This is a genomic window from Actinacidiphila yeochonensis CN732 (assembly GCF_000745345.1).
GTDB lineage: Bacteria > Actinomycetota > Actinomycetes > Streptomycetales > Streptomycetaceae > Actinacidiphila > Actinacidiphila yeochonensis.
Genome location: NZ_JQNR01000003.1, coordinates 720598 through 743199, shown reverse-complemented (window position 1 = coordinate 743199; position 22602 = coordinate 720598). Strand labels below are relative to the sequence as shown.

16 protein-coding genes, 3 tRNA genes and 1 pseudogene are annotated in these 22602 nt (G+C 75.7%); 14 read left to right on the top strand and 6 right to left on the bottom strand.

Annotation, left to right across the window (positions count from 1 at the left end):
- Positions 1-247: 247 nt before the first annotated feature.
- Positions 248-1699 (bottom strand): FGGY family carbohydrate kinase, encoded by a 1452-nt coding sequence (locus BS72_RS04745; RefSeq protein WP_037906639.1) that lies wholly within the window; start codon positions 1697-1699, stop codon positions 248-250.
- A 164-nt stretch (positions 1700-1863) separates the two neighbouring features.
- Positions 1864-2160, bottom strand: a complete 297-nt coding sequence (locus BS72_RS04740) for a hypothetical protein (RefSeq protein ID WP_037906637.1) — start codon at positions 2158-2160, stop codon at positions 1864-1866.
- 211 nt (positions 2161-2371) lie between these two features.
- Between BS72_RS04740 and BS72_RS04735 the strand changes: the two genes are divergently transcribed.
- The 8 genes from BS72_RS04735 to BS72_RS37735 all read left to right on the top strand — a co-directional run bounded on the left by BS72_RS04735 (position 2372) and on the right by BS72_RS37735 (position 12601).
- A tRNA-Asn gene (locus BS72_RS04735) sits at positions 2372-2444 on the top strand.
- Positions 2445-2449: 5 nt separating this feature from the next.
- A tRNA-Asn gene (locus BS72_RS04730) sits at positions 2450-2522 on the top strand.
- A gap of 269 nt (positions 2523-2791) precedes the next feature.
- Positions 2792-2865 (top strand) — tRNA-Ile (locus tag BS72_RS04725).
- An 861-nt stretch (positions 2866-3726) separates the two neighbouring features.
- Positions 3727-3879, top strand: coding sequence for a hypothetical protein (locus BS72_RS36290; RefSeq protein WP_157856148.1), 153 nt, complete (start codon positions 3727-3729; stop codon positions 3877-3879).
- Between the two features lie 617 nt (positions 3880-4496).
- On the top strand, positions 4497-6035 hold the full coding sequence (locus BS72_RS04720; RefSeq protein WP_051950676.1) for a hypothetical protein: 1539 nt from the start codon (positions 4497-4499) through the stop codon (positions 6033-6035).
- A 302-nt stretch (positions 6036-6337) separates the two neighbouring features.
- Positions 6338-8689, top strand: coding sequence for a tetratricopeptide repeat protein (locus tag BS72_RS04715; RefSeq protein ID WP_232792213.1), 2352 nt, complete (start codon positions 6338-6340; stop codon positions 8687-8689).
- 265 nt (positions 8690-8954) lie between these two features.
- A complete protein-coding gene (locus BS72_RS04710; protein WP_051950674.1) occupies positions 8955-10322 on the top strand; it encodes a VWA domain-containing protein in 1368 nt (455 codons plus the stop codon).
- Positions 10319-12601 (top strand): extracellular solute-binding protein, encoded by a 2283-nt coding sequence (locus BS72_RS37735; protein ID WP_232792212.1) that lies wholly within the window; start codon positions 10319-10321, stop codon positions 12599-12601. Before BS72_RS04710 ends, BS72_RS37735 begins: the two co-directional genes overlap by 4 nt.
- An 85-nt stretch (positions 12602-12686) precedes the next feature.
- On the opposite strand, the gene efeB is transcribed toward BS72_RS37735, so the two are convergent.
- The 3 genes from efeB to efeU form a co-directional block, all read right to left on the bottom strand.
- Positions 12687-14018, bottom strand: a complete 1332-nt coding sequence (gene efeB / locus BS72_RS04695) for an iron uptake transporter deferrochelatase/peroxidase subunit (protein WP_407638938.1) — start codon at positions 14016-14018, stop codon at positions 12687-12689.
- Positions 14015-15196: an iron uptake system protein EfeO gene (gene efeO, locus BS72_RS04690; RefSeq protein ID WP_037906634.1), complete on the bottom strand. Its 1182-nt coding sequence runs from the start codon at positions 15194-15196 to the stop codon at positions 14015-14017. Before efeO ends, efeB begins: the two co-directional genes overlap by 4 nt.
- A 249-nt stretch (positions 15197-15445) precedes the next feature.
- On the bottom strand, positions 15446-16297 hold the full coding sequence (gene efeU, locus BS72_RS04685; protein WP_051950673.1) for an iron uptake transporter permease EfeU: 852 nt from the start codon (positions 16295-16297) through the stop codon (positions 15446-15448).
- 612 nt (positions 16298-16909) lie between these two features.
- Here efeU and BS72_RS40135 point away from each other — a divergent pair.
- The 6 genes and pseudogenes from BS72_RS40135 to BS72_RS04660 form a co-directional block, all read left to right on the top strand.
- Positions 16910-17350, top strand: a pseudogene (locus BS72_RS40135) (SCO2400 family protein); the annotation flags it as partial.
- Between the two features lie 308 nt (positions 17351-17658).
- Positions 17659-17781 carry a hypothetical protein gene (locus BS72_RS39095; protein WP_265736775.1) on the top strand — a complete coding sequence of 41 codons (123 nt, stop codon included), beginning with the start codon at positions 17659-17661 and terminating at the stop codon, positions 17779-17781.
- Between the two features lie 56 nt (positions 17782-17837).
- Positions 17838-18449 (top strand): DUF1707 SHOCT-like domain-containing protein, encoded by a 612-nt coding sequence (locus BS72_RS04675; protein ID WP_037906632.1) that lies wholly within the window; start codon positions 17838-17840, stop codon positions 18447-18449.
- Positions 18450-18527: 78 nt separating this feature from the next.
- Complete coding sequence (locus BS72_RS04670) at positions 18528-18953, top strand: organic hydroperoxide resistance protein (RefSeq protein WP_037906631.1); 426 nt, start codon at positions 18528-18530, stop codon at positions 18951-18953.
- Positions 18954-19374: 421 nt separating this feature from the next.
- A complete protein-coding gene (locus BS72_RS04665; protein WP_037906628.1) occupies positions 19375-19869 on the top strand; it encodes a DUF3145 domain-containing protein in 495 nt (164 codons plus the stop codon).
- Between the two features lie 243 nt (positions 19870-20112).
- Positions 20113-21042, top strand: coding sequence for an NAD(P)-dependent oxidoreductase (locus BS72_RS04660; protein WP_078901006.1), 930 nt, complete (start codon positions 20113-20115; stop codon positions 21040-21042).
- Positions 21043-21229: 187 nt separating this feature from the next.
- Here the strand turns inward: BS72_RS04660 and fabF are convergent, their stop codons facing one another.
- A complete protein-coding gene (gene fabF, locus BS72_RS04655; protein WP_037906625.1) occupies positions 21230-22498 on the bottom strand; it encodes a beta-ketoacyl-ACP synthase II in 1269 nt (422 codons plus the stop codon).
- Positions 22499-22602: the final 104 nt, after the last annotated feature.

Sequence of the window (22602 nt, the reverse complement as noted above, 5' to 3'; positions counted from 1 at the left end):
GGACCCGGCGTCCCCGGCTGCCGCGGGCCCGGGGCAGCCGGGCCCCCGGGCCCCGACGGCGCGTGGCGTGCGGGACCGGCCCGGAGCGGCCCCGGCCCCCGGTTCCCCGGCCCCCGGCTCCCGTACGACGTCCGCGTACGACGTCCCCGTACGGCCGCCCGTTGGGGACTCCTTGGCGCCTACGCACGGGCACCCTCGCGCGGTGCTCGCACCGGACGCGACACGCCGGACGGGTCCCCCGGGCGGCTCAGAGGTCGCCGAAGGCACCCGGGTGGGTGGTGTCCCGAACCGACCGGAACTGCTGGCGCACCGCCGCGCCGACCGCCGCGTCCTCGCCCGGCTCGCGGACCAGCGCCTCCGGCGTCGTCCACGCGGGGGGCTCGGTGTGCGGCCGGGACCCCAGCACCGCGCCCAGCGACCATGCCGCCTGCCGGGCGGCGCCCAGCGCCGCGTACTCCGCCGGCGCCGGGACGACGACCGGCACGCCGAACACGGGCGGCGCGATCACCTGGACGGCGGACAGTTCGGCCGCCGCGCCCAGGAGGACCACCCGGCGCACCTCGGCACCCTTGCGCCGCAGCACGTCGAGCGCGTCGGCCAGGGCGCACAGCATGCCCTCGAAGGCCGCCCTGGCCAGGTGCTCGGGCTTCATCGACTCCCGCCGCAGCCCGGCCAGGGTGCCGGCGGTGTGCGGCAGGTCCGGCGTCCGCTCGCCCTCCAGGTAGGGCAGCAGGACGAGGCCGTAGGAGCCCGGCGTGGAGGCGAGGGCGAGCTCGGACAGCCCCGGCAGGTCGGTGCCGAGCAGTTCGGCGGCGCCGCGCAGGGTCCGCACCGCGTTGCGCACCTGCACCGTGGGCAGGTGCCGGCCGGTCGCGTCGGCGTACCCGGAGACGGTGCCGGTGGGGTCCTTCAGCGCCTCCTCGGTGACGGCGAAGACGGTGCCGCCCGCGCCCAGCGAGACCACCGCGTCACCGGGGCCGAGGCCCAGCCCGAGGGCGGCGGCCATGGTGTCGCCGGTGCCGGCCGAGATCAGCAGGCCCTCGGGGGTCTGCCCGGCCGGCTCGGCGGCCGCCAGTACGTCCGGCAGCCGGACGCCGTGGCCGAGGGCCCGCTCCACCAGGTCCGCGCGGTACTCGCCGGTGGACGGCGACCAGTAGCCGGTGCCCGAGGCGTCGCCCCGGTCGGTGGTGCGCCGGGCCGGGCGGCCCAGCAGCTGCCACACCAGCCAGTCGTGCGGCAGCATCACCTCCGCGACCCGCTGGGCCGCGGCCGGTTCGTGCTGGGCCAGCCAGCGCAGCTTCGCCACCGGGTGCGCGGCCTGCGGTACGGCGCCCACCGCCTCGGTCCAGGCGGCCGGTCCGCCCAGCTCGTCGACCAGGTCGGCGGCCTGGCCCTGGGCCCGCCGGTCGCCGCGCGGCAGCGCGGGCCGCACGGTGACCCCGCCCGCGTCCAGCGCGACCAGGCCCTGCCGCTGGCCCGAGATGCCGATCGCCTGCACGCCCTCCAGGACGCCCCCCGTCGCCGCGTCGCCCAGGGAGAGCAGCCACGTCTCCGGATCGGCCCCGTCCTCGGCCGGCCGGTCGCCCTCGCCCGCCGGGTGCGGGGCGTGGCCCCGCCGCAGGACGGCACCGGTGTCGGTGTCGCAGACGACGATCGTGGTGCCGGCGGCCGAGCTGTCTATACCAGCGACTTTCCCCATGCCGCTGATGATGCCGTACGGCGAGGGTGGCGCGCCGCACTCCGTCCCTACTCCACCCGGGACGGGTCCCAGCCCGGGAGCGGCCCGTTTCCGGGACGGGTCCTCACCTGGGAGGCAGCGGGCGGGCCTGGGCACGTACCCCGGCCCGCCCCGTCGCCGTCCGCTCAGGTGTTCGAGGTGCCCCAGTCGTCCTCGGGCGCGTGGCCGTTGCGGCCGGCCCGCAGCCGCCCGGCCAGTGCCTCCGGCATACGGTCCCCGACCTTGGCGGACATGCTGTGGCCGGCCTTCACCGCGGCGGTCCGGCCCTGCTGGACGGCGCTCTCGGCGGTGTTGCGGACCGCCGGGTTCTGGGCGACCTTGCGGGCGGCACCCCGGAGCTGCTCGTACCGCTCCCGCCCGGCCCGGGCGCCGAGCACGAAGCCGATCAGTGCCCCGGTGATGAACGTCAGCCGGTAGCGCATGGCTCCACCCTTCCTTGTGGCCTGCTGGCTTCCTTGTGGCCGCCCCGGGCGGGTGCCCGGGGCCTCCTTGGCGCCTACCCTCCGTCGCCGGGTTCGACCCTCGCGCAAGCGGTTGGCGAAGCACCCCCCCACTTGCGCTAATGTATGTGTCGCACCGGTCAGGCGCCCTCCGGGAACATCTCGGCGGGTGCATTCGGTGCACGCAGTGCATTCCCCTGTAGCTCAATTGGCAGAGCAGCCGGCTGTTAACCGGCAGGTTACTGGTTCGAGTCCAGTCGGGGGAGCGCGGTCCCCTGTAGCTCAATTGGCAGAGCAGCCGGCTGTTAACCGGCAGGTTACTGGTTCGAGTCCAGTCGGGGGAGCTCTGGATCAGGACTCCTTCGGGGGTCCTTTTCTGTGCTGGTCCCCCGTGGACCTGCGCGTCGGCTCCGGCACCGGTCCCGTCCGCTCCCGGCCCTGGCCCGTCCCGGTCCGGCTCCCGCCTCCGGCTCCACCTCCGCCGTCCCCGGACCGTCCGCCCGAGCCCCGGGGCCCCGCGCGTCCACCGCGCACCCCTTCCTTACACCCGCGAGGGCGACAGATCGTATGAGCAGCTATGCTGCGGCAGACGGCGAACACGCCACGCCGTCAAGGGGCGGTAGCTCAGCCGGTTAGAGCAGCGGACTCATAATCCGTCGGTCGTGGGTTCGAGCCCCACCCGCCCTACCGAAGGACCCCAGGCCAGACCACAAGTCGCCTGGGGTTTCCGGCGTTTCCGGGGGCTGAGGACCGCTCGCCGGCCCGTTGCCTGTCCGCTGCCGGCCCGAACGGCTGATGATCTTGCCGCCGGTGAGCGGTCGCCCTCGTGGCCTACCGGCCATCGGCGGGGCGGGGACGTGACGCGCTGCCAGCGGCGGGCGCCTGGGCGAGGACGAGGACGTGGAGTGGCGGAGAACCCCGGGCGGGGCGGCCGAAGGAAGCGGAGGGTGCCGTGCGCCGGGAAGGGGAAGGGGCGTGCGCGTTGTGCGCGGCGCTCCACGCGGTACCCGGGAGCCCGCGCACCTGCCTGAGACCTCCGGCCGCGTCGGGCAGGGGGCCGGGGTGGCGTTCGTCGGACCGTGCGCCCGGGCCGCGAAGGGCGTGACCGGCCGGGGAGGGCGGATCAGCCGCGCTCCGGCGGTGCTTGTGTCCGGACGGCCGTTGCGAACGGACAGGGCGGTGACCTCCGCCAGGTCCGGCGGGGCCGCGCCGTTGCCCTCGACATCGACGACGAGCAGTTGACGGGTCAGGTGGTGCAGTCCGGCGCGCTGGCGTTCCGTTCTCCGCCGCCTGGATGAGGTGCCCGGCCGTGCTGGTGGTGGTGATGGGGATTGCGGTGGTCGTGCCACTGGCAGCTGTAGCCGTGGGCGTGGGCGTGGGCGTGTCGCGGGGAGGAGTGCGCCCGGGCTCGTTCGGGCCATCCACGACGACGGCCCGGTCGTCGATCTCCATCGGGCCGGTGCGTCACCGTGGTTGCCGCTGCCGGGCGGGCCTGGTGGGGCGTAGGGTCGGCGTGTGGGCAGGAGCAGAGGACGTCGGCGGCAGGCCGTGGCAGTGCTCTTCGGCGCGGCCTTCGCCTTCCTCGCGGTGGGCGCGGCGGTCGGCGCGGAGCGGTTCGGCGGGGGGATCGGCGGGTTTCTGCTCGCGGTGCTCTTCGCGCTCGCCGCGTGGGGCTGCCTCCGCCGGGCCCGCGGCGGGTAGCGGGCCCCGACCCTCGGCTGAGGAGCCTGGTCGATCCTGGTGTGGCCGTCCGGTGGGCTGTTCCCCGACGGCCGTCCGCAGGGGTGCCGGTGTGCCGTCTTCGGGTGGGCCGTTGGGTCGCGTAGGGGGTGATTCCTCCACCAGGAAGCCGACATGACGTGACGTCAGGCGTACAGTGCTGGTATGGAGGCCGATGGGGGATTCGGCGGAGCGCACTCCTGGCAGGTGCCGGCCTGGGCGGTACGGGTGCGGCGCGGCGACGGGACGGTCGCCGGGGCCGGGGTGCTCATCGAGCCGGAATGGGTACTCACCAGCGCCCGCGTGGTGGCCCGCGGCGAGCGTGTGACCGTGGAGTTCAGCGGTGCCGATGCCGCTGCCGTACCCGCGGGCGCCTTCCTCGCGGGCGGCCCGCGTCCCTCGGCCACCGCCTCTTCCGCCACCGTCTCTTCCCCCGCCGCCTCTTCCGCCGTGGCCGCGCAGGGCACCGCCGCGGGCGGTCACCGGGCTCCGCCCGGCGGCCCCGCTTCCGTCGGCGGGGTGGCTGAGGAGGTGTGCCCGCCGGGCGTCGGCGGGGTGGCCCTGGTGCGGCTCGACCGCCCGGGCCGCCCGGCGCCGCCATGCCGCTGGCGCGGGGCGCGGTCCCGGGCCGGCGGTTGCGCGTCTACGGCTTCCCGCGGCTGGAGGGGGCGGGCACCTGGGCGTCCACCGCCACCGGTCCGGGCGCGGGCGGCTGCGACGACGGCCGGGTGCTGCTGGTCGCGGCCGGCCCCCTGGCCCCGGGGTACGCGGGCGCGGGCGCGGCCGACGCGGACACCGGCCGGCTGGCCGGCGTCGTCCTGCCGGGGGCTGCCGGAACCGAGTGGGAGCCGGCCACGGCGTTCACGCCTTACCTGTGCCCGGCCGAGTCCGTGGTGCGCCACCTGGCCCGTACGGCCGGCTCCACGCTGGGCCCGCGAGCCGTCGACGCGCGTCTGTACGCGGTGGGACGCGAGGTCCCCGGCCTCGTCGACCCCGCTTTCGCCCGCCGCCTGGCCGACTGGTTCCGCGGCGACCCCGATGTCAGGCCCGATGTCAGGCCCGATGTCCGGCCCGACGCTTGGCCGCACGCCTGGCCCGACGCCCGGCCCGCCCTCCGGCCCCATGCCCCGCCGGGCGCGGCCCCGCCCGGCATGGCGCCGTCCATGACGGCCCGGCCGGAGCGGCACGGCGACGGCGGCCAGGTCAAGATCTCCGTGGTCCGGCCCGGGGACCGGGTCCGGCTGGCCACACTGCGCCGCGCCGTGCTGCTGGCAGACCGTGAACTGCGGCCCGAGGAGACCGGCCCCGACCCGGAGCAGGTGCCGCCGCCCGGCAGCCTCGACCTGGCCGTCGACATGTCCGGACGTCCCACCCGCTGGCTCGTCGACCGGGTGGCCGACCGGCTGGGCCTGTCCGCCGGCGCGGGCCGGACGCCGGAGGAGGCCGTCCTCTCCGTGGCCGGGTCGCTCGTCCTGGCCGTCACCGGCGTGGACGAGGCCGCCGACCCCGGCTCGCTGCTGGACGTGCTGGCCGCCCTGCGCACCCGCGGCGACCGGCTGCTGCTGGTGTTCCGCGGCGAGGGCGAGCACTTCGCACGCGCCTGGAGCCAGTTGGTGATCGAGCCGAGCCAGCAGCGGCAGGCCGCCGTGGTGGCGCGGCTCACCGAGGCCGTCGGGCCGCTCGCCGCCCGGCTGGAGCGGGGGATGGCCGAGGTCCGGGCTGACTGCGGGCGGGCGCTGCGCGCGCTGTCCCGGGCGGAGGCCGTGCTCGCCACGATGTCCGGCGGCGCCGGCGAGGCGGCCGGGATGGGCCTGGACCCGGCGTTGGGCCGGTACGACCGGACGGCCCTGCGCGCCGAGCGGAGGCTGCGGGAGGCCGTCACCCGCCTGTCGGTGCTGACCGAGCGGCGCGCGGAGCTGGCCGGGCTGCTCTCCGGCTACCAGGTGCTCTACAAGGGGGTCGCGCGGCGCGAGGACCTGGCCGCCGAGGAGCTGTACGAGCGGGCCGCCGGCCTGCTCGCCGCCCGGCCCTGCGACGTCGCCGGGGCGGAGCGGGCGGTGGACGCCTACGTGCGGTTCGTCGAGGAGTGGCTGCGCGGGGACGGGCCGCCGCCGGAGGAGGGAGAGGAGCCGTTATGACCGGTCCGACCGCCATACCGTGCCCGCGCGAGGGGTGTGACGGTGTGATCCTCTCCACCGGGTTCTGCCGCCGTTGCCAGCGCAGGGCGCCCGAGGGTGCGCCGGTGCCGGGCGGAACCCCGGCCGCCTCCCCTCGGGCGGCGACACCGGAACCGGTCGCGACACCGGAACCGGCCGCGATGCCGGAACCGGATGCGGAATCAGGCGCGTTGGCGAGTCCGGGTTCGTTGGCGAAGCCCGAACCATCCGCGCGACCAGGCCAGTTCGCGAAGCCGGCCAAGCCCGTGGAGCCGGAGTCAGCCGTGAAGCCGCCCCCGCCCCCGCCCCCGGCCCACCCAGCCGTCACCGCCGTCACCGTCACAGCCGTCGACGCCCGGAGCGCGTCAGCCTCGCCCGCCCGCCCCGGCACGCTCGACAGCGACGGCCTCGTCCAGCTTCCGGACATCCCCGTACCGCCGCTCTCCTCGGTCTCCACCACTCCGGCGCCGCCCCCGGCCGGGGGCCGCGAGTGCGGCGTCCCGGAGTGCCCCGGCTTCATCGGCGTCTCCTTCGACGGCGGGCCGCCGCCCGACCACGGCTTCTGCCCGGAGTGCGGCACCCCCTACTCCTTCCGCCCGCAGCTCGCGCCCGGTGACGAGATCGGCGAGCCGGGCGGGCAGCGCTACGGGGTGGTCGGCTACCTCTCGCGCGGCGGCACCAGTTGGGTCTACCTCGCGCGGGACACCGCGCTGGAGAACCAGTTCGTCGTCCTCAAGGCGCAGATCCACAACAGCGACGCCATCGCCCGGCGCCGCGCCGTGGAGGAGATGCGCTCGCTGGCCAGCCTCCACCACCGCGACATCGTCAGCGTCATCTCCTCCCGCAGCCACCAACCCCCGGGCGAGCAGCGGCCCACCGACTACATCGTCATGGAGTACGTCGGCGGCCGGCCGCTCAACTCGCTGCTGTCGGCGGGCAACCCGGAGCTGGCCGAGCTGTTCGGTGAGCCGTTCGCGCTCGACCACGTCCTCACCTACGGCTGCAAGATCCTCGGCGCCATGGAGTACCTGCACGACCAGGAGCTGCTCTACTGCGACATGAAGCCCGCCAACGTCATCCACTACGGCCGCCAGGTCAAGGTGATCGACCTCGGCGCGGTCCGCCGCGCGGACGACCGGACGTCGCGGCTGTCCTACACCAAGGAGTTCGCCCCCGGCCGGGAGGAGCGGGAGCGGCGCGGCTTCCACGTGGACAGCGACCTGTACACGGTCGGCAGGACGCTGGAGGCGATGGCCGCCCGGGCCGCCCCCGGGACCGGACTGGCCGCCAGCTCCTTCGAGCGGCTCATCGCCCGCGCCACCCACCCCGATCCGGCCGCGCGCTTCACCTCGGCCCCGCAGATGTCCCGCCAGCTGTGGGAGGTGCTGCGCGAACACCGGGCGCTCAGCCGGCGCGAGCGGCACCCGGAGCGGTCCACCCGCTTCGAGCCCACCGGGCTGCTCTTCGGCGCCGAGCTGGGCACCGTGCCCGAGGCCCGGTACTGGACGGCCCGGGCCGGACTGGACACGGCCGCCCCGCCCGACCTGCCGGTCGCGCCGCCCGAGCCCTGGGACGCCGCCGCCGCGCTGCCCGCCCCGATCCCGGACCCGGCCGACCCGGCGGTGGTCTTCCTGGCCCGGGCGGCGTCCGCGCTGCCCGAACGCGTCGAGGAGCGGGTGGCGCACGAGGCCCGGCTGCGTACGGTCGAGGTCGCCCTGTGGCTGTGCCGGGCGTACCTGCGGCGCGGCGGCGAGGAGGCGGCGGCGCTGTCGGCCGGCTGGCTCGACACCGCCGAGCGGCTGATGCGCCGCCAGGGGGTGGCGCCCGGCTACGACTGGCGGCCCGCCTGGCACCGCGGGCTGGGCTTCCTGACGGCCGACCGGGTCGCCGACGCGCAGGAGTCGTTCAGCGCCGTGTACGACATCGTGCCGGGCGAGTGGGCGCCCAAACTCGCCCTCGGCTACTGCGCCGAGCGGCTTGAGGCCACCCGGCGCCGGGCGGGCGGCGGCCACTCCGTCGAGGAGCTGTACCAGGCGGTGTGGGAGCGGGACCGCGGGCAGGGCAGCGCGGCCTTCGGGCTGGCCCGCCGCCATCTGCGGGCCGGCGCCCGGGAGGCGGCGGTGACGGTGCTGGACCAGGTGCCGTCCACCTCCCGGCACTACGACACCGCCCAGGTGGCGGCGGTGCGGGCGCTGACCGCTCGGCTGGCCGGCGTCCCGGCACCGCCGTCGGCGCTGCGGCAGGCCGCGGAGCGGGTCGAGCGGCTGCGCCCGGACGGCGAGCGGGACCGGCTGGCCGCCGAGGTCCGGGAGAACGTGCTCGCCGCGCACTTCCCGCCGCTGCTGGACCGCCTTGCCGGGCGGGCCCCGGTCCGCACCGGGCTGGCGGCCCGGCTGTGGGGTCCCGGCGGCGCCGTGGCCCTCGCGGCCTCACCCCGCCGGGTCGGCCGCCAGGCCGACGGCCGCTTCCCGGAGCTGCCGCCCGGCGTGCTCTTCGAAGGGGCCGACAGCGCCGAGCGGCTGGCCCGCCTGCTGTACCGCTCGCTGCGCGGCCTCGCCGACCAGCGGACCTACCGGGCCGAGCGCGGCGACCTGCTCGACCGCGCCTACACCGTCCGCCCCGAAAGCACCTTCTGAACCCCGCCGACGTACCCGGACGCCCCCCTGCCGCCGGCCGCCGGCGCACCCCCGTACCCCCGTACCCCCGTTCCGTCCCACCCCACCCACCCCGCCCCCAATCCAGCCCGCCCCACCCCGCAGCGAAGGAAGGCCGCACCTCCGGCCGCCCGCAGCAGAGGAGCCGCACCCGTGGAGACGACCCCGCCCACCCTCAGCATCGCGGTCGACCAGCGCACGTACCTGTCCGTCGCGGGGCCGGCAGGAGCTGCACGCCCTCGTCACCGTGGGGCTGACCGGCGCCGCCGGGGCGGCCGAGCGGCCGGACCTCGCCGAGGTGCTGGTGGTGGACTGCTCCGGTTCCATGGACCACCCGGAGGAGAAGTTCCGGCAGGCCCGCAACGCCGCCGTCGCCGCGCTGCGGGCCCTGCCGGACGGCACGCCGTTCGCCGTCGTCAAGGGCAACCAGCGGGCCGAGGCGATCTACCCGCCGTCGGGCCGGATGCGGCCGGCGTCCGAGGAGACGCGGCGTGCCGCGGAGGCGGCCGTGCGCCGGCTGGAGGCGGCCGGCGGCACCTGCCTGGGCGACTGGCTGGACCTGGCCGGACGGCTGCTCGACGCCGAGGGCGCGCCCGTCCCGCACGTGCTGATGCTCACCGACGGCCGCAACGAGCACGACCGCCTCAACCCGCTGCGCGGCGTACTCGACACCTGGGAGGGCCGGTTCGTGTGCGACGCGTGGGGCATCGGGGACGGCTGGGAGGCCCAGGTGCTGCGGGACGCCGTCGAACGGCTGCACGGTCGGGCCGACTTCGTCCGCCGTGAGGACGAACTGCCCTCCGCATACCAGGACCTGATCGCCCGTCTGCTCACCCGAACGGTGCCCGAGGTGGAGCTGCGCGTCACCCCGCTGGGCAGTACCGCCGTACGGTACCTGCGGCAGGTCTACCCCAACGACCTGCGGCTGGCCGGGGTCGGGGCCGACGGCGGGCTGCGCTACGCCACCCGTGCCTGGGGCGACGAGACGCGCCGCTACCAGCTGTGCCTGTCCGTCGCCCCCGACGGCCTGCCGCCCGGCGAGGACCTCCAGGTGGCGATGGTCGCCGCGGCCGTCCCCGGCGCTCCGCCGGGGACGCCGGTGCCCGAGGCGGGCTGCCTGGTGCAGTGGACCGACGACCCGGTGCGCGCCGACACGGAGAACAGTGCCAACCGCGAGCGCGCCCACGTCGAGAGGCACCGGCACTACGGCCGGACGGTGGCGCGGGCCGCCGAGGAGTACCGCCAGGGCGACCGGCGGGCGGCGGAGCGGCTGCTCGGCGAGGCGGTCCGCACGGCGTACGAGCTGGCCGCGGCAGATCCCGACGCCGGACGGTACCTGGCCGAACTGGCCTGGCTGGTGGAGGTGGCCGACCCGGCGGCCGGCGAGGTCCACCTGCGCGAGGGGGACCTGCGGATCTTCTTCGAGCACGTGATCACCGCCAGCACCCACACCACCTTCGGCCCCGCGCCGGGAGCGGGCGGCGGCGTTCCCTGGCCGGGCGACCCGTCGCGGCCCCTGGTGCTGACGGCGTGCCCCGGCTGTCCCCGGCACATCCCGGCCGGCTCCCGGTTCTGCCCGCACTGCGGCCACCGGTTCGACGGGGAGGCGTCGTGAGCACCACGGGCCGCGACCTCGCCCTGCGCCAGCGGCTGCTGCTGGTGCTCACCGCCGCCGCCACGCTCGCCCTGTTCGGCGCCTACACGGGCGTGAGCTCCGGCGCGGTGCCGCTCGCCTCGTCCACCGCCGCGGGCGTGCTGGACGTCGACACCGCCATCAACGCCCTCACGCAGGCGGACGCGAGCGTCGACCCCGGAGACGGGGACGGGGACGGGGACGGGGACGGCGGTGCGGCGGCCCAGGCGGTCGGCACCGGCGACTTCCACACCCAGATCGCGGTCGCCGACCAGAGCCTCGCGCTGGCCGCCGCCGAGGACGTGACCGGGCCCTCCGGCCGGCAGACCCTCCAGACCGTGCAGGGCCTGACAGCGGTGTACTCGGGCTGGATCGAGCAGGCCGGCCGGGCGCCCTCCGGGAGCGCCCTGCACACCGCCTGCCTGCGCTACGCCAAGGACGTGCTCGGCACCGCGAACGGCCGGGCCGACGACAGCACCGTGATGGGCCGGCTCGCCGCCCTCCACCAGCGGCAGGTGGCGGTGGCGCGCGAACAGGCGTCGTTCGGCTGGCCGTTGTGGCTGGGCTGGACGCTGGCCGCGCTGCTCCTGCTGGCGATGGCCGGGACCCTCGGCGAGGCCAACGGGTTCCTGCGGCGGCGGTTCCACCGCCGCTGGAACCGCCAACTGGCCCTGGCGATGGCGCTGCTGGTCGCGGGCACCGGCACCGCCGCCGTCTTCACCTGGCAGACCCACCAGGGCCTGGCGGGCGCCCGGCGGCTGCTGGAGAGCCCGCAGGCGGGCGTGCGGATCAGCGCGGCCAGCACCGAGGTGGCGCACCGGATGGCGGGCACCGGGCTGCGCGCTGCGGCCGGCTACGGAATCCTCGCCGGCGGCGCCGCGGTGGCCGCGCTGACGCTGTGGGCGTTCCGGCCGCGGATCGGCGAGTACCGGTCGGCCGCGGCACCGGTCGCACCGGTCGCACCGGGCGGGGCCGGGCCGGGGCGGTGGTGGCGCGGGCGGCGCCGGCGGCGCGCCGTGGTGGCGGGTGCGGTGAGCCTGGCGGTGCTCGCCGCCGCGGGCGTGGTGGTGGTCCACGCCGTCGTGTGGCGCGGCGAGGTGACGGTCCTGGCCAACTGGACCGGCGGCGACGCGGCGGCCTTCCGCCGCCAGGTGATCGAGCCCTTCGAGGACAAGGAGCACATCCACGTGCTCTACCAGGGCAGTTCGGCGGAGAGCCAGGTGCTGGCCGCCGACGTCGAGTCCGGCACGCCGCCCGACGTGGCGGTGCTGCCCGGGCCGGGCGAGCTGGCCGAGTACGCGGGCCTGGGCCGGCTGCTCCCGCTGGACGGCCTGGTCTCCGCCGCGGACTTCGACCAGCCCTGGGCGGCCCCGGCGGTCGGCCCGGACCAGCGCCGCCACACGTACTGGGTGCCGGTCAAGACCGACCTCAAGAGCATGGTGTGGCACCCGGCGGACCTCGCACCCGCCCAGGTCGCCAAGGACGCCGACGACCCGTCCTCGTGGTGCCTCGGCCTCGCCTCCGGCGCCACCTCGGGCTGGCCGGGAACGGACTGGGTCGAGGACATCCTGCTCCAGCAGCAGGGCTGGCGGACCTACCAGGAGTGGGCCGTCGGGAAGCTGCCCTGGACCAGCCAGGCCGTCGTCCAGGCGTTCCACACCTGGGGGCGGCTGGTGGGCGCGGGCGGACCCTACGCCGCGACCGGGCTGCGGACCGGTTACGCCGAGGAGTCCGCGCGGGTGGGCCAGGCCGGCGCCTGCGTCCTGGAGCACCAGTCGACCTTCGTCCGCGGTGAGACGTCCTGGCAGCGGGCCGGCGCGGCCTACACGCACTCCCACGACGCGGTGCCGGACGCCGACGCCCGGGAGACCGCGGACTGGGAGGTCTCCGGCGACCTCGCGGCGATGCTCGGCGGCGGCTCGCAGGCACGTGAACTGATCGCCTACCTCGCCCGTCCGGACGTGCAGAAGCGCTGGAGCCAGGCCCAGGACGGCTTCTCCGCCGACCGCCGGATCACCGCCGCCGACTACCCCGACGCCACCGACCGGCAGATCGCCGCCACCCTGCGGGACCCGGGCGCGATCCGCTGCTACGACGCCTCCGACGCCATGCCGTCCGCCGTGCGCGACGCCTTCGAACTGGCCGCGATCCGCTACCTCGCCGACCCGTCCACGCTGGGCCGGCAGCTGTCGGCGCTGAAGGCGCTCAGCGCGCGGCAGGGCTCGGCCGCCTGGCAGACCTCCGTCTGCGGCAGCGGCTGACCCCGGGGCCCGGGGGTATGCGGCCCCGGCGGTGTCCGGGCGCCAGGGGTCCCCGCAGGGCCCGGGGGCACGGTCGGGGACGGCGTCAGCCGAAGAGCTGGCCGCCCCAGTCCTGGCCGGCCGCCAGCCCGGGCGGGGTGACGAAGACACCGCTGCCCACGTGCTGGATGTACTCGTTGAGGGCGTCGTGCTGCCCCAGCGCCGTCTGGAGGGTGACGAACTGGTCGGGGCTCTTCATGAACGCGATGAAGAACAGTCCGCCCAGCAGTTCCCCGGTCACCGGGTCGATGCCGTCGGTGTACGAGTAGCCGCGCCGCAGGATGCGCAGGCCGTTGTTGTTCTCGTGGGCCGCCAGCCGGATGTGCGCGTCGGCCGGGATCACGTACTGGCCGCCGGCCTTGGCGTGGAAGTCCGGGGTGTCGCGTTCGGCGTGCCCGGTGAGCGGGGCGCCGCTGGACTTGAACCGGCCGAAGACGTCCTGCTGGTCGCCGAGCCGGTCGCGGTCCCACGCCTCCAGCCGCATCTCGATCTTCCGGCTCACCAGGTACGAGCCGCCGCGGGCCCAGCGCTGCGGCTCCTCGTCGCCGATCCACACGTACTGGCCCATCAGGGCCTCGTCGGCGCCGTCGATGTTGCGCGTGCCGTCCTTGAAGCCGAGCAGGTTGCGGGGGGTGGCCTGCGCGGGGCTGGTGGAGGAGGTGCGGCCGAAGCCCAGCTCCATCCAGCGCGGCACCAGCGTGCCGAACGCCAGCCGGCGCAGGTTGCGCACCGCGTGGAAGGCCACCTGCGGGTCGTCGGCGCACGCCTGCACGCACAGGTCGCCGTCGGAGCCCGCCGCCGCCAGGTTGTCCTTGGGCAGGTGCGGCAGCTTCTTCAGCGCGCTGGGCCGCCGTCCGGCCAGCCCGAAGCGCCCGTCGAACAGGCTCGGCCCGTAGCCGATGGTGATCGTCAGGTTCCCCGGGGCCAGGCCGACGGCCTCGCCGGTGTCGTCCGGCGGCGCCTCCAGGTCGCCGTTGTCACCCGGGACGGGGCGGCCCTGGGCCATCGCCTCGGCCGCCGCCGTCCACGTCGTGAGCAGGTCCGCCAGGTCCTCCTTGGTCGCGGTGGACGCGACGTCGAAGGTGGCGAAGCAGAGCCGGTCCTGCGAGGGGGTGGCGATCCCGGCCTGGTGGCCGCCGCGGAAGGCGACCGTCTGGGCCGTGGCCGGCCCCGACGCGCCGGACCCGCCCGAGTCCGAGGAGGAACCGCCGCCGCGGGTGCCCAGGGCGGTGGCCCCGGCCCCCACGGCGGCCCCGGCGACGGCCGCGCCGGCCCCGACCGCGCCCAGCAGCCGGCGGCGGCTGACGCCGCCGGCGGCCGGGATACGGTCCTTGTCGTCGGGTTCGGGCGTGATGTCCGGCGTGTCGGTCACTGTCAGGCGATCTTTCCTGCGATCTTGGAGACGGACTCCGCGTAGGCGTCCACGGTCTGCGACAGCGTACGCCGCTGGTCGCTGGTCACCTTCGTGTACTCCACGTAGCCGCTGTCCTCGTAGCCCGGCGTCGCCTTGTACGGCTTCAGCGCGGCGGCCACGGCCTCGTAGCGCTGCTCGACCTCGGTAGCCAGCGCGGCGTCCTTCTGCTTCAGCGTCGGCATCAGCACCGTGACGGCCTCGTTGGCGCCGGCCAGGTTGCCGTCGAAGTCCAGCAGGTCGATGTGCGAGTAGCGCTCCTCCTCGCCGGTGATCTTGGAGGACTGGATCTCGTTGACGAGGTCGGTGGCGCCGTTGGCGATCACCGCGGGCTGGTACTCGACCGTCTGCACCTGGGTGTAGAGGGTCTTCACGTCCGAGTCGAGCTGGTCCGCGAGCTTGTCCAGGCCGGCGGTGGAGTTCTTCTGCCACAGGCCCTGCTCGATGCGGTGGAAGCCGGTGAAGTCCGCCGGGGTCGCGGCGTCGTCGGCGCGGCCGTCGACGCGGCCGTCCAGGTCGCCCCAGATCTCGGCGGTGGGCTCGATCCGCTCGTAGTGGATGCGGGCCTTGCCGTAGAGCTTCTTCGCGTCATCGAGCTTGCCGGCCTTCACCGCGGCGGTGAACGTGTCGGTGGTCGAGGCCAGCTCCTTGACCTCGCCGTCGATCCACGTCGCGTACTGCTCGGTGGCGGAGACCAGCTGCGGGTCGTCCTTCCAGGTCTTCTTGGCCGCGCCGGTGACGGTGAAGGTGGTCTTCTCCTGGTCGGCGCCGGGGCAGTAGACGTGGTAGGTGCCGGCGTCCAGGTTCAGCGTGAAGTCGCCGGACAGGCCCGGGGTCAGGTTCTCCTTCTCGCCGAGCATCTTGCCGCCGTCGAGCAGCTCCGCCTCGGTGACCTTCGCCGAGTTGTCGTTCTTGACGGTGAACTTGACCGAGCCCGCCGCCACCTTGGCCGGGGTGGGCGCGCAGTTCTTGTCGGAGACGGTGATGGAGACGGCGGCGGTCTTGGAGCCGGCGTTCTTCGCGGAGGCCCCGGAGTCACTGCCTGAGCCCGACTTGTCACCGCCGCACGCGGTCAGCAGCAGACCCGCCGAGACAGCGGTCGCGGCGCAGGCCAGGATGCGGCGGGAGGTGGCAGGGCGGGTCACGTCGGACTCCTCGGGAGGGGCCGTGCGGCGCACGGCGGGTTGACGGCGGAAGGCGGTTCAGGGGTGCCGGCGCGTCCGCCGGAGGGGCGGAACGGGGCGCGGCGAGGCTCTGCGGCGGGGGTTCCGGGCGTGCCGGACCTGAGCGCGGTCGGTGCGGGCCGAACGCGCCCGGAGCCCTCGGTGCTGGACGGTGGGTCGGGGGAGAGGGGAAGGCGTCTGACGGGGCTTGCCCGAGGAGCCGGCCGGGCGTCAGCCCGCGCCGACCTCGGCGGAGCGCTCGACGGGGCGCTTGGCCGGAGCCTTGCGGCGTCCGGGCCAGGCCACCACGGCGAGCATCGGGACGGCGTAGACCAGCCAGCCGATCACCATCGCCCAGTCCGGTTCGGGCTGGATGCCGAGCACGCCGGTGATCACGGACGAGGCCGGGGTACCGGGCCGCACCAGCCAGGACAGGTCGAACGCGGTGTCGCCCCGGTTCAGCCAGCCGCCCTCGAAGGCCGTCATGATCGCGGTGGACACCAGGCCGGCGGCGACCAGCACCAGCACCACGCCGGTGATCCGGAAGAACCGGGAGAGGTTGATCCGCACGCCGCCCTTGTAGATGCCGTACCCGATCACGGCCGCCACCAGGATGCCCAGCGAGGCGCCGACACCGCCGTAGACCGGGTTGTCGGACTCGTTGAACGTGGCCAGCAGGAACACCGAGGTCTCGAAGCCCTCGCGCAGCACCGCGAGGAAGGCCATGACGATCAGGGCGGTCGCGGAGTTCTCCGTCAGCGCGCGGCCCGCCGCCTGCTCCAGGTCCTTCTTGAGGTTGCGCGAGTGCTTGCGCATCCACAGCACCATGTAGCTGACCATGACGACGGCGATGGCGCCCACCACCGTCTCCATCTGCTCCTGCTGGCGGGTCGGCAGTTCGCTGGAGGCCAGCTGGAGCCCGATCGCCACCACGACGCAGATCGCGACGGCGATGCCCACCCCGAGCCAGACCTTCCGCAGCGCGTCGCGGCGTCCTTGCTGGCCGAGGAAGGAGGCGATGATGCCCACGATGAGGGCCGCTTCGAGACCTTCTCGGAGTCCGATGACGAACGTGGGGAGCATGGGCGTCCTTCTGGACCGGCGGGGTCGGGTCGTGGCGAGCAGGGTCCGTGCGGGCCGGCCGGCCCGCGATCCTCGTCTCCCTTAGGGGAGCCTTCCCTAGGTTAGGGCACCCTAATTACAACGGACCCCCTGGGGTGCCCGTCAAGTCCCAGGGAGCCGTGATATCGACAAAGCGGCCTTGTTGTGTGGAGGGTCACGGCCCCGTCCGCAGGTCCCCGCCCTTCTGGGGCGGGAAGTTCGGGACGGAAAGGGGGGTGTTGGCATGCCGTGGAGGAAACACGGCGAAGCTGCGGCCTCTTGGTCTGCCGCTTTTGAGATGAATCGCCTGATTCCTGTTGTTTGACGGGCGTTCGCTCCGGATTCCGCAAGCCTTCACCTCTGGAGAGCTCCGGGGCCCGCTGCCCGCGGGGCACCGCCGCTCCGGGGCCCGCTGCCCGCGGGACACCGGTGCCTCGGCCCCGGCGCGCTGTGGGGGGCTTCCACCGCGCGTCCCGCTCCGTCCCGCGCGGGCGCCGGCGGTCCTGGCCGGGCGGTCCGGCCGGGCCCGCGACGGCGGCCGCGCACCACGCCGCTCCGCCGGAGCTGTCCGCGTACGCCCGGTATGACGACGGCATGGGGGACGGCGGCAAGCCGGCGGGGGCTTTGCCGCCGCCACAGGAGTCCCATAGTGTCCCTTCCGCCATGGACTACTGCTACGCGTGCCGACGCCACCTCAACGGCGCCTACTCGTGCCCGGGTTGCGGGGCCCCTGCCGACCGGCTCACGCCGCCGCCCGTGGGCGAGACGATCCAGATGCCGCCGGTCCAGGCGCGGTTCGGGGACGCGGGGGCGGAGGAGCCCTTCGAGGACGTGCCGGGGCTGCCGGAGTTCGGCGAGCCGGGCGAGCCGGGCCAGTCGGAGGAATCGGGCCAGTCGGAGGAGTACCCCGGGGCCGGGGCCGGGCGGCGCGGCGGGCGGAGAGCCGGGGCGGGCCGCGCGCAGGGCCCGCCGGGGCGGCGCCGGGCGGCGGCCTACGGGGTGGGCGCGGTCGCCCTCGTGGGTGCGGTGGCGATGATCTCGACCGCGGCGTTCTCCGGCCGCTCCGGCAGCCCCGCCGGCGGCTCCGACGCCCCGCCGTCCGGCCCGCGCCCGCGTCGAGCGCGGACACCGCCGCCGCCGGCGTCCCGTCGGACACCGCCGTGGACGGGGGTGCCTCGCCCAGCCCGTCCGCGGCGGTGTCCGACGGGGCGAGCGGTTCGCCGTCCCCGACCTCGCCGACGGCCTCCCCCACGGCCACGCACTCCCAGCGGACGTCCACCTCCGTCGCGGCGGTGGTCCCCACGGGTTCGCCGTCCGCCCCCTCCGTGCCGACGGCGCCCTCCGTGTCGTCCACGTCCTCCGCGCCCACCGGCACCGTCGCTCCCGGCCCCACCAGCGAGCAGCCCTCCGGGCAGCCGTCGCCGACCCGGACGACGTGCAAGCCGGTGCTGTGGTGGTGCGACTGACCCGGAACCGGCCCGACGGGGCGCGTCCGGCGGGGGGTTGGTGGCAGCATGGCGGCATGACCAGGCTCCCGAGACTCCCCGAACCGGGTCGGCGGGCGGCGCTGCGGCCCTCGGACGGCGACCGCGAGCAGGTCGCCGAGGTGCTGCGGGAGGCCGCGGCCGAGGGCCGGATCGACTTCGCGGAGCTGGACGAACGGCTCGGCGCGGCCTACGCGGCGCGGTCGTACGCGGCCCTCGACATGCTCACCCGGGACCTGCCGGCCCGCCCGTCCGCCGCGGCCCCGACCGGCCGGCCGACCCGGCTGCTGGCCTGCTTCTTCGGCGGCTTCACCCGCCGCGGGGTGTGGACGGTGCCGGGCGCGCTGACCGCGGTGTGCCTGTGGGGCAGGGGTGTGGTCGACCTCCGGCAGGCGCGGTTCTCCGCCGGCGAGACCCGCGTCCGGGCCGTCGCGATGTGGGGTGCGGTGAAGATCCTCGTCCCCGAGGACGCCGAGGTGTACGTCAACGGCGTCGGCCTGTTCGGCTGGTTCCGGCGCGGCGCCACCGGCCCCGGGACGCCCGGCGCCCCACGCGTCACCGTGCGCGGGTTCGCCGTGTGGGGCGCGGTCAGCACGAAGCGGGCACCGGTCAAAGACCGGGCGGGGGCCCCGCGCTCCGTGGTTGAGTAGCGGGCGGACCCCGTGGCCGGCGGGGTGGAGGTGCGAGCGGGGGCGCCGGAGTGTGCCCCCTTCCGGGAGGAACCGCTGATGGCCCCGCAGACCGTGGACGTCCTGTACACCGCCGTGGCGACCGCGGAGAACGGCCGTGACGGCCGGGTCTCCAGCGACGACGGCCGGTTGGACGTTGTCGTCAACCCGCCCAGGGAGATGGGCGGCAGCGGCGCCGGCACCAACCCGGAGCAGCTCTTCGCGGCCGGGTACGGCGCCTGCTTCCAGAGCGCCCTCGGGGCGGTGGCCCGCGGTACGGGCGTGGACGTGGCGGGTTCGCGGGTGACGGCGAAGGTCGGGATCGGGCCGATCTCCGGCGGCTACGGGCTCGCTGTCGAACTGGTCGTGTCCATCCCGGGCGCCGACGCCGCCACCGCGCGGGAGCTGGTCGAGAAGGCCCACCAGGTCTGCCCGTACTCCAACGCGACCCGCGGCAACATCGAGGTCACCCTGACCGTCGCCTGAGCCCTGCCACCGTCACCGCCCCGCCACCGCCCCCGCTCCTGCCCGTGCCTGGCGGCCGTCGACGGCCGCCTGACGCCGCCTCAGCGGGAGTCGGGGGCGGCGGGGCCCGGGCCGGCGCGCGGCGGGATCTGTCAGCGGCGGTCCCCGCCGCCCTCCGGCGTGCGGGTGACATCTGCCGCATGGCTGCTTGTACACGGCCCTCGGGAAGGCCCCGCGCGGTAGCGTCTTCCCTGACAGTCGGCTGGGAGTTGGCCGAATCTGACGGGAGGTCGGAACCGGACGGAGGTATCGATGGCGCAAGTTGCCGCTTTCTTGGTGATTCCTTGCGCATAGTGCAGAATGTCTGGAGTTGCCCCTGGTGCTACCGGTTCGTGGGTGAGGCCGCTGGGGAAGGCGAACCTCGTCCACACAGGAGGTACCGGTGACGACACGTGGAGTTCTGTACGTGCACGCCGCACCACGCGCGCTGTGCCCGCATGTGGAGTGGGCCGTCGCGGGCGTCCTCGGCGTGCGCGTGAACCTTGACTGGGTCCGCCAGCCGGCCGCGCCCGGCACCTGGCGTGCCGAGTTCTCGTGGCAGGGCGAGTCCGGCACCGCCTCCCGGCTCGCCTCGGCGCTGCGCGGCTGGCAGCTGCTGCGTTTCGAGGTCACCGCCGAGCCGTGCGCGTCCGCCGAGGGCGAGCGCTACAGCGCCACCCCCGAGCTGGGCATCTTCCACGCCGTCATCGGCATGCACGGCGACATCCTCGTCCCCGAGGACCGGCTGCGCGCCGCCATGGCCCGCGCGGCCTCCGGCGAGGCGGAGCTGGCCGCCGAGGTGGCCCGGCTGCTGGGCAAGCCGTGGGACGACGAGCTGGAGCCGTTCCGCTACGCCGGCGAGGGCGCTCCCGTCCGCTGGCTGCACCAGGTCGTCTGACCCCTCCACCGGGGCCCCCGGCGCGCGCGGTGCCCTCGGCCGGTCCGCGAACGTCGCACGGCCAGGGCCTGGTGCGTGGCCGGCGGGGTCTGCCCGGTGGCGAGGTGTCGTGGTGCGGGCGATCGCAAGGCCGGCCGGAAACCCTCGTGGTGGGCTGCTCGGGTTTTCGGCCAACGCGGCGAAAGCCCGCGCCAGGGCGGCGAGCGGGACGGACCGTGCCGGGAGGCGCACTAGCCTGACGGCATGTCGACGTCATCGCAGCAGCCGCACCCCGCGCCCCAGTCGTCCCGTCCGTCCCCGTCCGGCCCGCTCACCGTGGCCGTGCTCGGCACCGGCATCATGGGCGCCGGGATGGCCCGCAGCCTGGCCGCCGCCGGGCACCGGGTGCGCGCCTGGAACCGCACCGCCGACCGGGCCCGGCCGCTGGCCGAGTACGGGGTCGCCGTCGTCGAGGACCCGCTGGAGGCGGTGCGGGACGCGGACGCGGTGGTCACCATGCTGCTGGACGGCCCCGCCGTGCTGGCCGTGATGCGGGACGGGGTGCGGGTGATGCGCCAGGACGCGGTGTGGGCGCAGTGCTCCACCGTCGGGCCGCGAGCCCAGCGGGAACTGGCCGAACTGGCCGCCGGCAGCGGGCTGCTCTTCCTGGACGCGCCGGTGCTGGGCACCCGCAAGCCCGCCGAGACGGGCCAGTTGACGGTGCTCGCGGCCGGTTCGGAGGCGGCCCTGGCGGCCGCCGGTCCGGTCTTCGACGCCATCGGGCAGCGGACCGTCCGGGTGGCCGGCGAGCCCGCCGACGGGCCGGCCAGCGCGCTCAAGCTGGTGCTCAACAGCTGGGTGCTGGCGCTCAACAACGCCACCGGCGAGGTGATGGCGCTGGCCAAGGCCCTCGGTGTGGACCCGGACCGGTTCTTCGAGGCCGTCGACGGCGGCGCCATGGACGTGCCCTACCTGCGGATGAAGGCGCAGGCCATCCGGAGCGGCGACTTCGCGCCCAGCTTCACCGTCGAGGGCGCCCTGAAGGACGCGCGGCTGATCGCCGCGGCGGCCGAGGGCGCCGGGGTGCGGCTGGACCTCGCCGAGGCCGGCGTCGAGCGTCTGGGACGGGCGGCCGCGGCCGGCCACGGCAGCGAGGACATGGCCGCCGCGTACTTCGCCAGCTTCACGCGCTGACCCTGTCCCCGGGCCGCCGGGGGCCGTTCCGGCGTCCTCCGGCGCCCGCGCCGTCCCCGCCCGCGCCGTCCCGCCCCGCGCCGCTCGGCGGGCGGGCGTCGTCGGGCCGGCGGAAACGGCGCGGCCCGGGCGCTCGGCGGGCGTCACCCGCGCGGGCGCCCCGGGCCGCGGCCGGGGATCTACCGGATCAGACGCTCAGCGTGCGCAGCGCCAGCACCACGTTGTGGCCGCCGAAGCCGAACGAGTTGTTGAGCGCGGCGATCGTGCCCTCGGGCAGCGGGCGCGGCTTGTCCACGACGATGTCCGCGTCCGCCTCCGGGTCGGGGTTGACCAGGTTGATCGTGGGCGGCGCCAGCCGGTTGTGCAGGGCCAGCACGGTGGCGACCGTCTCGATGCCGCCCGCGCCGCCGAGCAGGTGCCCGGTCATCGACTTCGTGGCGGACACCGCGAAGTGGTCCACGTCGTCGCCGAAGACCCGGCGCAGCGCCTTCAGTTCGGCCACGTCGCCCTGCGGGGTGGACGTGGCGTGCGCGTTGACGTGCGCGATCTCGGCGGGCTTGATGTCGGTGTCGTCCAGCAGGTGCTGGAGGGCGGCGGCGATACCGCGCCCGGACGGCTCCGGCTGCGTGATGTGGTGGGCGTCGGACGAGATGCCCTGGCCCACGGCCTCGCAGTAGACGCGGGCGCCACGCGCGGCGGCGTGCTCCGCGGACTCCAGGACGACCACGCCCGCGCCCTCGCCGAGCACGAAGCCGTTGCGGTCCCGGTCGTAGGGGCGGGAGGCGCCCTGCGGGTCGTCGTTCCGCTTGGACATCGCCATCATGTTGCCGAAGGCGACGATCGGCAGCGGGTGGATGGCCGCCTCGGTGCCGCCGGCCACCACCACGTCGGCGCGGCCGGTGCGGATCATCTGGATCGCGTAGCCGATGGCCTCGGCGCCGGACGCGCACGCGCTGACCGGGGTGTGCACCCCGGCGCGGGCGTTGACGTCGATGCCGACGTTGGCCGACGGGCTGTTGGGCATGAGCATGGGCACGGTGTGCGGGGACACCTTGCGCACGCCCTGCTCCCGGAGGACGTCGTACTGGTCGAGCAGCGTGGTCACGCCGCCGATGCCGGAGGCGATCACCGTGCCGAGGCGGTCCGGGTCGATCGCCGGGTCCTCACCGGCCTTCGCGGTGAAGCCGGCGTCCGCCCACGCCTCGCGGGCGGCGATCAGGGCGAACTGGGCGCTGCGGTCCAGCTTCCTGGCCACGGGCCGCGGCAGTACCTCGCCGGGCTCGACGGCGACCCGCGCGGCGATCCGTACCGGCAGGTCCGCCGCCCAGTCCTCGGTCAGCGCGCGCACGCCTGACCGGCCGGCCAGCAGGGCCTCCCAGGTCGACGCGCTGTCGCCACCCAGCGGTGTGGTTGCTCCGATACCGGTGACGACCACAGTGCGATTGGTCGGGCTCACAGGAATGTCTCTCCACGTCTAGAAGGGCGGGCGACAGTCGCGTCGTCCGGGGTGGGCGGGCCGTGCGGCCCAGCCCGGGGTCTTCCTCACCGGTCCCAGCGGGA